The organism is Acinetobacter sp. PW68, from assembly GCF_020982655.1.
GTDB lineage: Bacteria > Pseudomonadota > Gammaproteobacteria > Pseudomonadales > Moraxellaceae > Acinetobacter > Acinetobacter towneri_A.
Window position 1 is genome coordinate 13138 of sequence record NZ_JAHZSX010000004.1, and the last position, 12585, is coordinate 25722.

Consider the following 12585-nt stretch of genomic DNA (forward strand, 5'->3'; position numbering starts at 1 on the left):
TTCTTCTTGGTTTCTTAACATGGAATGTAAAAACAAGATCTACGCTTTAGTAGACATCAATAACTGCTATGTCAGTTGTGAACGCATCTTTAACCCAAGCTTGAACAATAAGCCTGTCATTGTGCTATCCAACAATGATGGCTGTGCTGTAGCACGTTCCCAAGAAGCCAAAGACTTGGGCATCAAGATGGGTGTTCCTCTCTTTCAGATCAAGGACATCGTAGAGCAGCATCAGGTGCAGGTGCTATCGAGCAACTATGCATTGTATGCAGAGATGTCTCGCAGATTCATGAAAATCCTGTCCGATTTTGTATCTCCCAAAGAGCAGGAGATTTACTCAATTGATGAGTGCTTTCTGGATCTGACAGCTCATTCAGAGAATTACGACTTGACTGAATATGCCCATCAAATTCGTCAGCGTGTGTTTTCTTGGCTTGGTTTACCTGTATGTATTGGCATTGGCCGCTCAAAGACTGAAGCGAAACTAGCGAACCATATTGCCAAGAAGAACGCTTACTTCAATGGTGTTTGCAACTTGGTTTCAATGGATCCATGCTCTGCTGAAACTCTGCATCAAGCCATAGATGTTGGTGAAATCTGGGGCATGGTGAAAGCATTCCAAGAAGCTCAACAGCCTGGGGATTCATTCAGTTATGGATTTTGTCTTGACTTCCCCTGTGATGATCAGGGACCAATTTTCTGTAGTGATGCACAGAACCTTATTGGAACTCCATGGAATTGCTTGCATTGAACTGGAACATACGCCACCAGCCAAGAAGCAAATTATTGCGAGTCGCTCTTTTGGTCAACGCATCTACCATATTGATGATCTCAAGGAGGCTATGTCGCTATATGTCATGGATGCGATTAGCAGACTGAGAGATGATAATCTGTTGTGTGGTTGTTTGATTGGTTTCGTACAATCAAACCCATTTGATAGCTCAAAGCCCTTCTACAACAAGTCTTTATCCTTGGCTTTACCAGAACCTACCGACAACCTGTTGGTGCTTTCTAAACTCGCCACATCGATGATTGATGGCCTGTATGCAAAGGATATAGCATTCAAGAAATGTGGCGTGATTCTGACGTGTCTCGAACCAAAGGCAAGCCATGTATATGACATGTTTACCGACATGAAGCACATCGAAGTCAGTGATGCTTTGATGGATTCCTTGAAGCGATTCATCTTAAGTATGGCAAAACCAAGATTGCCTTGGGCGCAAGTTTAATGCCGAACAGAACATGGGAATATGTCACGAAATCGGCTAACACAGAACTACTTTAAATGGGATCAACTGCTTTGTGTGAAGTAAATGTCCTGCCTATAAATTGATTTCGTTTTGGTTTCAAAATAGTTGAATATTAATTGTAAAATAGTTGAAATTCACAACTACTTAACTGAAGTGCAAAATCAACAACTACTTGAACATCCACTCTCATCCAAGTTGGACACTTTAATAATCCTGTTGATAAATCATAAAAGCCCAACGCTTGTGTGTTGGGCTTTATCAAATCAATTGCAAGAGCTTATCCCTAAAACTGTCGTATGACAGCCCTAGTGATCATACCAGTCCCTATAGCAACGAGAGGTTTTTTGCTATTTTTTTAATTTTGACTTTTTGAGGTTTAGGCTCTTTATAATAGAACAGGAAGCCTGGCTCAAAGCTGTAGCTTGGGATAGCTGCTTCACATTCATCTGTGGGTAGTTCCTCTACATCGTAGATTTCAGACATATTGTGATTTTTCTGCATATATGCAGCAGCTTGTTTGTAAGTTAGTTTCTTTTTAGAAACTAATAATTCGTCTTTCCAGTCCCCAAGCATGCCTTGAGAATTAAAGACATAACAGATTTCGCCCGGTGCTCTAAATTTTGGATTTTGGGCGTTTGCTGTTGTATTAAGACCAATTAGACCTAACCCCAGAATCACCGTAACATATTTCATTAACTTCTTCATTTTAAATTAAATAATTATTAACATTTATATTTAATATATATCTAGAACATGGTATAAGTCAAAAAGTATATGTTTTAATAAACAAAAATTAAAAAGCCCGCTCTGATGTTTGTCAAGCGTGCTTTAGATTTGGCGGTACGCAGTCATAAGATGTTACAGCATCGAATAACGAAGATCATAAGGTTTGATGTTAGCGGCAGTGTAAAAATGACCCCTTGGTTAATATAGCGGTCATTTTGGACTGCTCAACATGTTAACTTTGGAGCAATTGCAGAAACTGCTGCCCAATTCGATGGATAATCTTTTTCAGATTCAATCACAAGTTGAACCGCTCTTTCTCTGATTTCGGGGGTATAGTTTAGTTTTTTCATCGGAATAGTCTCTCAGAATATTGACTCTCCGACAAACCAGGTAAGGTTCAAAGGATACAAACCGAATACGCTCAAAAGCTTCCTAGTGATACTTTTGAGGCCTTTGGAGCTGCACTTGCTGATATGCTTTTACAAGAAAATTTTTTCAAGAAAGTTTATCCGATACTCTTAGAGAATGGCTTTCAACCACCAAAAAAACAGCTCTTTAAGGGCTGTTTTTTTATCTGTTTTGATCTCTTCGATCCTAGCCACAATAATGGATGCTAAGAAGAGAAAGGGGATGTATCCTAACTATTCAACTGAGCTAATCAAACTTGTGAAACATTGTTTAAATATTAGGCGTGGAACATGAAAAATCAACAAAAAAGCCCAACTGAGCACAGTTGGGCTTTTTACTATACGATAAGACTATGATTTATATGAAATAAAAATTTGCATTACATATAAGGTGTATTATGTTAATTTTAGAAATTATTAAATTAATAGAATCACTTGTATCCAGCTCAAAGATAGTAAAGGGAAAGTATGCTGAAAGAATTAAAATTATTTGATCATGTTTTTTTGAATAAAAATAATATCCGTTTAATTCCCTTATCTTTTGAACATGAAAGTGGGCTTATGGAAGCATGTAAAGATGGTCAACTGTGGAAATTAAGAGTTACATCAACACCGCATTATTCTGAGGTTCATCACTATATTGAAACAGCTCTAATACAAAAAAACAGGAAGGTACACGTTATCCATTTGTTGTCATCGAAGAAAAGCTCTGGGAAAATTCTAGGTACAACTAGTTATCATGATGTTCTTTTGAACGTGAAACGCTTAGAAATAGGTTATACCTGGTATGCAAAATCAGTGCAGCGTACGCATGTTAATACGACATGTAAGTTGCTATTACTACAATTTGCTTTTGAACAGTTAAACACTGAGACGGTTGGACTTCGCACTGATATTTTTAATATTAAAAGTCAGCGAGCAATTGAAAGATTGGGTGCAAAAAAGGATGGGATAATTAGAGGGCATGCTTTACGTAAAGATGGTACAACTCGAGATACCGTAATGTACAGTATTATTAAAAGTGAATGGACTAACATAAAAGCACATCTAATTGATTTATTAGATAATTATTAACTACAAGATTTTATTACAATAATACATGAGGATTATGATTTAACATAAAATCTCTTATATGAAAGACTCTAAATAGGAGTTTTTTATTGAATAACTATCTAAAAAACAGGAATTGCAAAGTCAATCCTAATGATGTACTCTAATTGATATACAATTAGATAAAGGTTATTGAAATGCTAATGCTCAGATTACCAGTAGAATTAGAAAAGCGATTAGATGAAGTAGCAGAAAAAACTCAGCGAACTAAATCATTTTTAGCTAGAGAAGCAATTTTATTGAGTCTGGATACGTTAGAAAAAATATAACCATCAAAACAATGAGATAAATGATATGAACATTAATTTATATGAAATTTTAGTTAGAAATTTTCTACACCTGTTAATTTAGAGACTGAGTCAAGAAAGTCAAAATTTTGCATATTTAGTGAAGATGGAAAATTATTTGTTCATAACAATAAAGATAATATTCGACCGATAAGTTTCGATGAAGTTGATAATTTTTATAAAATTTTTAGGGAAACTGGGAGTCATTCCCCATCAACTTATACAGATGTAACATTCAATTCATCATATATTCTTGCAGCAGTATCCTATTTAAAGGAAAAAGGCTTTCTTTAAATACTAAATATAAAAAAAGCCCGACATCCTGTCGGGCTTTTTCGTATTGGGTGTTTAGGTATAACTCCTGTCGTACCTCACGTCCTGGTGTTGCACTTATCATTATTGTTTTATGTGTTGGAACATCCTGTTCTCTATGTCCCCATCATATGAAAAATCCCTGCGGTGACATAGACGCAATGCTCCTAATTCATGTCAGCCTGAGCTTACAACATTGCTCAAAACTTACCCCAAGGTTTATCCGCAGAAATTGCGAATAATTTGCGAAGTTCAGGTATTGAGTTATCAGGGAAAATCGCAAAATCGACTACTTTTTAAACGAAATTATTGGCAAAAACTATAAAAACTGCTCATAAAAAGCCAACTTGTTTCAAAATCGGCTTTTTTGCATTTTTGCATTCATCTTAGTTTGTTAAGTTTTTGATATTTATATTTTGGAGTTACAAAAGCTGTTATTCCCAAGTAGAAATGTCCTACCTACTAACCAAATAGAAATGTCCTATATGGACATTTCCAAGTCAAGCACAGGATTTAGATTTCGTTGTTGAATTGCTGTTTTCTGTGCACGTCTTCTTGGCATAGATTGAGAACGATTGCGTTTGTTTTGCTGTTCTAATTCTTCATGCTGTTGCTGGATATGAAACAAGACTGAACCCAAACGTTTATTCTCGACGATCTCTCGCTGGTTGAGCTGACTTAATTTATCAAAGATGCTGTAATTGATCTTTCTACCTTGATGCATGATAGCTACAGTACCATCGGGGTATTCCAGGAACTCAAGATACTTACCGATCAACCTTTGATTTTCTTCGGTCTTTTCCAGGAGATATACGCATTTATCATAAGTAATCGTCAGACTATTCGTGACTCTGCGGGGTTCACGCCAAGTAAAAATATCATCTAACTCTTCGGCTGTTTCCATGATAGTACGATGTAGATTCTTAGGATTAAAAGCCATCTTGGCGAACTTCTGATTGAACTGCTCAATGAAGCAGGGTAGCCAGGCATTCGCTTGCTCAATCGAACAGATGCCTTCCAGGCGCATCTCCTTGATCAGACGGTCCTGAAGCGTTCTATTGATACGTTCTACACGGTACCTTTTACTGTGGTGAATTAGCGAAGATAATCATCGATATTCAGGGTGCTGAGTACGCGCCCAAACTGGAAGTAATCTTGGATGATTTTTTAATTCTTTTAGCATGGCATCCCGTAAAATTTCATTCATTCGTGTTTGATAACCTTTTCCCTGTGCTTTGAACCAAGCAAGCACATCAGCATCTAACCGAATTGAAGTTTGTTGCTTTACTGGACGATAGAATTGATTGTGGCGTACAGCATTACTCCAGTCGGTAATTTCAGGCATATCTGAGAGATCTAGCTGATCGTCAGGAATCGTTCCCTTAGCAAGCAAGCGTTGAATTTCAGCATCTTGCTTGTCGCTGAATTTTTCATTCAGTTCTTTGCGTGAGTATTTAACCATGCTCATATCTATCTCGCTCCGCCTTGGTGACTTGTCTTGCACTAATGATTCGTATGATTTCACAGTCATCTTCATCAAAGATGGTGTGAGCTACTAACAGCATTAGTACGCCTTTTACTTTCCCAATGGTCTGCCAACGTTCTTCACCATCGGTATGTCTGTCCTGAATTGAGATCCTTAATGGATCTTCAAAAACAAGGCTTGCCGTTTCGAAAGAGACATCGTGTTTTTTCTGATTCTTTCGATTCTTTGCCTCATCCCATTCGAAATACTGTTTCATAAAAAACATTCAAATTTGTATATACAATAATGTATCATAAAATTGTATCACTCAAGTTGAGAAGCGTAATTTTTAGTCAAATTTATTGGCAAAATATTACAGAATCGCACTTAAAAAAGCCGACTTGTTTCAAAATCGGCTTTTTGGGCATTTTTGGATTTTTCTTGTTTTATTAAGTGGTTGATATTTAAATTAATATACAAGTGTATTGCGTATAACCACCATTATGTTAAATAATTAAGGATAAAAGCTTTATTACTAAATAGAACAGTTGCTTAAAGCAGTATAGAGTTAAGTTTGCATTTTAATATCAAGTTGTCTTTCAGCACCGATAATCACCATACGAATCCCATTTTCAAAAATGTCATCCGCATTCATATTTTGTAAGGTATTCACTCCTTGGAGCATGAGTGGATATATAGTTGGATCGGCTTCGAATGGTGGGTCTGATCTTATTTCTTCTTGCTGCTCCTCAAGGACCCACCCAACAATAAACCTTCCTAATGTCATAAGTAATGCAACTGCTTCAACAGGAGAAAACCCAGCATGAGATAACAGCGCAACTTGGGCCTCAATCGTGTTGAAATGTCCTTGACTGGGGCTAGTTCTTGCATGTAGACGAGCACCATCACGGTAAGCTAGTAGTGCTCGACGAAAGCTTACAGAATTAGCGAGCAACCAATCTTGCCATGTCATCCCATCGATGGGTAAAGAAACTAAATGGTGTTCATTTATAATGGTTTCCGCCATTGCTTCCATTAACAAGGATTTATTCTTGAAATGCCAATATAGAGTTGGAGATTTAATACCCAATCGTTGAGCTAGCTTGCGTGTGGTTATTGAATCTATGCCTTCTTCATTCAACATATCCAATGCGGTACGCAGGACTATTTCACGTGTCAGACGTTGAGGTGCAATATCTTTTTTACTCATAAATCTATCACTGATAGGGAGTGTGTGAGAGAATATTAATTCTATCATTGCTAGAGAAGGCATTTGTGAAGAAATCATTGAGCGTGATTTTAATCACTATATTTCTGGATGCTGTTGGGATTGGTTTAATTATGCCGATCTTGCCTGAATTATTACGGTCATTGGCTGGAGCTGAAGCAGGCGGTGTTCACTATGGTGCTTTATTAGCTGTGTATGCTCTGATGCAGTTCATTTTTGCACCTATCCTTGGAGCGTTGAGTGACCGATTTGGACGTCGACCTGTATTAATTATTTCAATTGCTGGTGCAACGGCTGATTATCTCCTAATGGCTGCTGCTCCTTCTCTATTGTGGCTATATATTGGTCGTATTTTTGCGGGAATTACAGGTGCCAACATGGCTGTTGCAACAGCTTATGTTTCAGATATTACTCCAGCCCATGAGCGTGCAAAAAGGTTTGGTCTCCTTGGAGCTGTCTTTGGTATTGGGTTTATAGCGGGTCCGGTAATAGGTGGAGTTTTGGGTGAATGGAACTTACATGCACCGTTCTTTGCTGCTGCTTTTATGAATGGGATTCTTTTAATAATGACAGCAGTCTTATTAAAAGAATCAAAACACAGCAATAAAATGACTGAGAAGGTTCAGGAGCAATCAATATTAAAGAAATTATCCTATTTGATCACTCAACCTAATATGGCTCCATTGCTTGGTATCTTTTTAATTATCACATTGGTTTCACAAGTCCCCGCAACTTTATGGGTTATCTATGGGCAGGATCGTTATGGCTGGAGTATATTTATTGCAGGTGTTTCCCTTGCTAGTTATGGAATATGCCATTCTATTGCACAGGCTTTTGCTATCGCCCCTATGGTAAAGAGGTTTGGAGAGAAAAATACGTTGTTATGTGGAATAGCTTGCGATGCAATTGGTTTACTTCTTTTATCTATTGCTGTTGAAGAATGGGTGCCTTTTGCGTTGTTACCATTGTTTGCCCTTGGTGGAGTAGCCGTTCCTGCTTTGCAAGCAATGATGTCCAGAGGTATTAGTGATGAAAGACAAGGTGAATTACAAGGGCTATTAAGCAGTTTTAATAGTCTGGGGGCTATAATTGGTCCTGTATTAGTTACTAGCCTCTATTTTATGACTCAGGCATCAGCTCCTGGAATGGTATGGGCATTAGCTGCAATACTTTATGTAATCACCCTACCCTTATTGCTTAAGTATCGCCTGAATAAATATTCTGGAGTTCCATAAAATATTTAATTTATTGGTTTAAAAACTAATGGATTCTATAGTTTATCTAAAATTAACATAATACACGTTATACGAATTCCCAAGGCATGGCTTTTAGTCATGCTTTTTTTATCAAAAGACTATACCTGAATGATAGCGAGCCAAATCGCATACAATATCTATCATTAGACTTAATGCAATAATTAAATGATAGTATTATCATTAATCTAATAGAATTAAGATTAAATGATAGAAATGAATACACGTATTTATCTACGAGCTTCAACTAAAGATCAAGATGCAGAAAGGGCTTTGCAGATTCTTCAGGATCTAAACCAAAACTTGAATTTGGGTGAAACCATTGTGTACGTGGAAAACTATAGTGGTACGAAGTTAGACCGACCTGAATTGAATAAGCTACTGTCAGAAGCAAATCAAGGTGACACATTGTTAGTTGAAAGTATTGACCGCTTATCACGCCTAACCCAACGAGATTTTCAAGAGCTGAAGCGCAGGATCCAGGAGAAGGGACTTCGTTTAGTCGTAGCAGATCTTCCTACTACCTACCAAATGATTCAAACCAGTGACAGCATTACTCATTCAATCTTGGAACTCATCAACAATATGTTGATTGATCTTCTGGCAACAATGGCCCGCCTAGACAATGAGAAACGTATAGAACGTATTAAGCAGGGCCTGGCACGTTCGGGTTACAAACCAACAGGCAAGAAGGCAAATGAGGCTAAACATAAACGAATAAAAGAATTGCTAGTAGTTGGCAATATGACTAAGGAAGAAATTGCCAAAGCAGTGAATTGTGGAGTTGCAACTGTCTATCGAGTTGCTAAAGTTATCTAAAAGAGGCTTATCTCAACGCGCCCCCAATGGGGCACCGCTGCATTCAGGTTACTTCACATAAGAAATTTTATGTTAAATGATTGTTAGAAATGCCCCTTGATCGAGGCATTTTCTATAAAGAATACTAAAAACTAATTAAAGCCAACCAAGTTTCAAAACAAGGCAGTTCTCAGCAATCATATTTTTAAATTATATAACTCCCAACTGAGCTTTTGCTCCAACGATAAGGCTTTCATTTTGAGTTTCTAAGGCAAATAAACCATACATCAAAGGAGAGGCCGCTGCTCTTTCTAAAGTCTGTTCATATAGTTTATTCCAAACTTTACCCCCTAGTTTTTCATACTCGATGATTAGAGTTTTGAGGCTTTCTTCTCCAAACAAAGTTACATGCCCAGCAAAATCAATCGCTGGGTCATCTATATGGGCTGTTGACCAATCAATAACGCCTGAAACAGCTCCATCCTTTGAAGCTAGTACATGCCCAGCATATAAATCGCCATGTATAAATTGGGTGAAATCTGCCCATAGAACATCATTATCCAACCATTTTCTGTAGCGGGTTTCCAATTGCTCACTTATACCAATTTCAGATTTTACTAACTGCAAATTGTTTGCTATTTCAGGTCTTAAATCTGAAGGTTTCATAATTTTCAAATCATTTTCCCGAACTTCTTTTTCAGGAATACTATGGATTTCAAATAAGGTTTTTGCCAAAGATGTTATGTATTTCGGGCTATCTTTGTCCATATTCCAAATTATTTCATAGGTTTCAGCATCCAAATTTAAAACAGGATTATCTTTAAGTATGGGATAAGCCACTAATTCTGTAGATGAAATTCTCCAATCAGGAACCTCTACAGAAAGATGTTTTTTTACCAATTCTAAAATGCGTTTTTCTTTCTTGATTTGTTCCCTCATGCCATCACGACGAGGAATACGCAGCAACCATTGTTGCCCCTTTGTATCAAGAGCAAAAACGACCTTAAAATCAATGCCCATTTCATTGAAATTCATTTTGTCCGTAAGCAACAAGCCGTGTGCTTCAGCAAGTGATTGAATATCTTGAATTGTCATTTTTAATTTCCTTTAAAGAGTTCAATAATTAATGTTCGGATTAGATTGGCTATCATTAACAATCTCTCTCAAAAGTCTTGATGATTTTGTGGTCTTTGATCTCGTAGATAATGTCAGCAATATTATCGACCAATTGCTTGTCATGAGATACGAAGATAATAGTTCCTGCATAGGACTTCATCATTGTTTCTAATGCGGCAATACTTTTTAGGTCAAGATAGTTTCCTGGTTCATCCATAAGCAAAATATTATATTTTCCTAAAAGCATTTTGGATAAAAGCAGTTTGATGATTTCACCTCCCGATAAGTCGGATAAGTTTTTTTGAATATCATTCGCTCCGATCCCCATTGAAGCCAATACTGCACGAATTTCCGCAACTGTGTACTCGCACTCTTCCTGCATAAAGGAGAGCACAGATTTATGCGTGTTAAATTTATATCCTGTTTGTGTAAAGTAGCCAATTTCAGCTTTTGGAGATATGGTTAATCCATCAGCACGTTCTGATATCATTTTTAACAAGGACGTTTTCCCTGTTCCATTCGATCCAGTTATAGCGACTTTAGCGCCAAGCGGTATTATAAAGTTAGCGTCATCAAAGATAGTACGGCTACCAAATTTTAAGCTCAGACCATCTGCCGTAATCGGGAACTTATTGTGCAGTTCTAGGGCTGAACTTTGACGAAAACGAATAGAACGCAAATGCTCTGGTGCTTGAATATCTTCTAATGCAGCCAAACGCTTTTCCATACTCTTAGCTGCCTGATACAGTTTTCTTTGCTTGGTGCCAGTCATTTTTGCATGCCCAAGTCGTCCAGCACTTTCGGTAGAGTTTTTGGATTTTTCTCCTTTTTTCTTATTGTCTAATCGATTAGCTTGCTGGCGTTTTTCTTGCACAGCAGATTCTAATCGCTCCCGTTCCTTCATCATCAGCTCATATTCTACGGCTTGGTGTTGTCGCTCTTCTTCTTTTTGACGCAAGTAATCCGAGTAACCACCCCAATATTCCGTAATTTTACCGTCTTTTAACTCCCATATCTTGTCTACAACCATATCAAGAAAATATCGGTCATGACTGATAACAAGTAATGCTCCATCAAATGCTTTAAGTTGACCAATAAGTAGATCTATTCCATTGAGATCAAGGTGGCTGGTTGGTTCATCCGCTAGAATGCCATGTACTTGTTGGGAAAATGCGGCAGCAATTTTTGCACGAGTTTCCTCTCCGCCACTCATTGTGTCGTTTTGTACATTGGAAACACCAAGGCGAGATAACATTGCCCGGTCTTCGACCGTTTCTATTTCGATTCCGCCCAGTTGGCTGATATGTGCAAAATCACCAAAACGCTGTAATGTCGCTTCGGCTAAAACAATTTCGCCATTAAGTACTTTGAGTAAACTACTCTTTCCTGCTCCGTTATCACCCACAAGACCAATACGGTCATAAGAGTGAATTTCCAATTCATCAATATCCAAAACATCACGCCCAGCATAATCCAAGCGTATGTTTCTCGCTTTAATAATTAAACTCATTTTTATTTACTCCTGTTTAGCTCTTGAAATTTTTTATGCAGCAAACAGGATTTAGGTGAAAACAAAAGCTAGCATCACAGTGTCCTCCCAAAAAAAAAGCTATTCATCCACAGGGTGGACAAATAGCTAGTCAATTAAGTTATAACTGGAAACTATGCACTAAAAGCATACTTATAAATTAAGCATACTTTTACTTTATATATCCGCATATATTCTTAAAGACACAACAAAAGCCCACCATTATAAAATAGTGTCACTATGCAAATAGTTGTGTCTTAACGAATGCGGATAGAATGCATAAACTTACCTAAAAAATAAAATTCAGTTTTATGATAACTTTACTGTTAAAAGAAGTCTAGACAACCTTGTTTTATGCTTGGATATAAGGCTTATTTTAAAATAATAGTAGTGAAGATTTTCTAAAATTAACATAATACACCTTATACGAAATAAAAATGGGAGCCTTAAGCTCCCATTTTTTAAGTAATTTTTTCAAATAAGGCTTGGGTGAGCATCTAAAATTCGAATCAATGTAGCTGCTGGTCCAGTTGGATAGCGTCGTCCCTGTTCCCAATTTTGCAGGGTACGGGGGCTAATATGTAGACGTGCAGCAAATTCATTTTGGCTCAAGCCAGTTTTTTCACGTACTTCTTTAATATCAGGCAATTCGAGTTCTGTAACTCGGCTTGCTTTAACTTCTTTACGTTTGATAGCTCCAGCTTCTTTGATTGAAGCAACCAAGTCATCAAATAAGTTGTTATCCATGAAATTGCTCCTTCACGAGTTGGTGCAGAATGGCGGTTTCCTTATCTGTTAAATTATCTTTTACTGATTTTGGATAAGCCACTAAGAAAAAGATCTGATCATCCTCGGTGACCCAATAATAAATCACCCGTATCCCACCACTTTTCCCTTTGTTACCTTGAGCACAACGTACTTTGCGAATACCACCGCCATTCTTGATTAGGTCACCTCTATCAGGCTGTACCAAAAGATCTTGCTGAAGTTGACGATATTCCTCATCAGATACAAGGTCTTTAATTTGCTTGGTAAAGATGCTGGTTTCAATAAATAACATGGACTCTTTATACGTCAATGGCGTATTTGAATTTTAGCAGTTTCC

At 37.4% G+C, this 12585-nt stretch carries 11 protein-coding genes and 4 pseudogenes; 5 read left to right on the top strand and 10 right to left on the bottom strand.

Going from position 1 to position 12585, the window contains the following annotated elements; genetic code table 11:
* Positions 1-19: 19 nt before the first annotated feature.
* A pseudogene (locus tag K1T76_RS14500) lies at positions 20-1313 on the top strand (Y-family DNA polymerase).
* A gap of 261 nt (positions 1314-1574) precedes the next feature.
* Here K1T76_RS14500 and K1T76_RS14505 read toward each other — a convergent pair.
* Complete coding sequence (locus K1T76_RS14505; RefSeq protein WP_230245726.1) at positions 1575-1943, bottom strand: hypothetical protein; 369 nt, start codon at positions 1941-1943, stop codon at positions 1575-1577.
* Positions 1944-2203: 260 nt separating this feature from the next.
* A pseudogene (locus K1T76_RS14510) lies at positions 2204-2326 on the bottom strand (IS3 family transposase); the annotation flags it as partial.
* A gap of 525 nt (positions 2327-2851) precedes the next feature.
* Here K1T76_RS14510 and K1T76_RS14515 point away from each other — a divergent pair.
* On the top strand, positions 2852-3457 hold the full coding sequence (locus K1T76_RS14515; protein WP_230245727.1) for a GNAT family N-acetyltransferase: 606 nt from the start codon (positions 2852-2854) through the stop codon (positions 3455-3457).
* A 173-nt stretch (positions 3458-3630) separates the two neighbouring features.
* Entirely contained in the window at positions 3631-3762 is a 132-nt protein-coding gene (locus tag K1T76_RS14520; protein WP_230245728.1) for a ribbon-helix-helix domain-containing protein, read from the top strand.
* Positions 3763-4573: 811 nt separating this feature from the next.
* Here K1T76_RS14520 and K1T76_RS14525 read toward each other — a convergent pair.
* The 4 genes and pseudogenes from K1T76_RS14525 to K1T76_RS14540 form a co-directional block, all read right to left on the bottom strand.
* Positions 4574-5261: pseudogene (locus K1T76_RS14525) on the bottom strand (ISNCY family transposase); the annotation flags it as partial.
* A gap of 23 nt (positions 5262-5284) precedes the next feature.
* A pseudogene (locus tag K1T76_RS15070) lies at positions 5285-5629 on the bottom strand (BrnA antitoxin family protein); the annotation flags it as partial.
* Complete coding sequence (locus tag K1T76_RS14535) at positions 5547-5834, bottom strand: BrnT family toxin (RefSeq protein WP_017393771.1); 288 nt, start codon at positions 5832-5834, stop codon at positions 5547-5549. The gene K1T76_RS14535 and the pseudogene K1T76_RS15070, both read right to left, overlap by 83 nt.
* 291 nt (positions 5835-6125) lie before the next feature.
* Positions 6126-6767 carry a TetR/AcrR family transcriptional regulator C-terminal domain-containing protein gene (locus K1T76_RS14540; RefSeq protein WP_004787586.1) on the bottom strand — a complete coding sequence of 214 codons (642 nt, stop codon included), beginning with the start codon at positions 6765-6767 and terminating at the stop codon, positions 6126-6128.
* Positions 6768-6832: 65 nt separating this feature from the next.
* Between K1T76_RS14540 and tet(39) the strand changes: the two genes are divergently transcribed.
* Entirely contained in the window at positions 6833-8020 is a 1188-nt protein-coding gene (gene tet(39) / locus K1T76_RS14545) for a tetracycline efflux MFS transporter Tet(39) (protein ID WP_087551687.1), read from the top strand.
* Between the two features lie 225 nt (positions 8021-8245).
* Positions 8246-8857 (top strand): recombinase family protein, encoded by a 612-nt coding sequence (locus tag K1T76_RS14550; RefSeq protein WP_015060246.1) that lies wholly within the window; start codon positions 8246-8248, stop codon positions 8855-8857.
* Between the two features lie 189 nt (positions 8858-9046).
* On the opposite strand, the gene K1T76_RS14555 is transcribed toward K1T76_RS14550, so the two are convergent.
* The 4 genes from K1T76_RS14555 to K1T76_RS14570 form a co-directional block, all read right to left on the bottom strand.
* Positions 9047-9931: an Mph(E) family macrolide 2'-phosphotransferase gene (locus K1T76_RS14555; protein WP_000155092.1), complete on the bottom strand. Its 885-nt coding sequence runs from the start codon at positions 9929-9931 to the stop codon at positions 9047-9049.
* A 55-nt stretch (positions 9932-9986) separates the two neighbouring features.
* Positions 9987-11462, bottom strand: a complete 1476-nt coding sequence (msr(E), locus tag K1T76_RS14560; protein WP_000052512.1) for an ABC-F type ribosomal protection protein Msr(E) — start codon at positions 11460-11462, stop codon at positions 9987-9989.
* Positions 11463-11954: 492 nt separating this feature from the next.
* Positions 11955-12227, bottom strand: a complete 273-nt coding sequence (gene nadS, locus K1T76_RS14565) for a NadS family protein (RefSeq protein ID WP_000369781.1) — start codon at positions 12225-12227, stop codon at positions 11955-11957.
* Positions 12220-12540: a type II toxin-antitoxin system RelE/ParE family toxin gene (locus K1T76_RS14570; protein ID WP_000897307.1), complete on the bottom strand. Its 321-nt coding sequence runs from the start codon at positions 12538-12540 to the stop codon at positions 12220-12222. Before K1T76_RS14570 ends, nadS begins: the two co-directional genes overlap by 8 nt.
* Between the last annotated feature and the right edge of the window lie 45 nt (positions 12541-12585).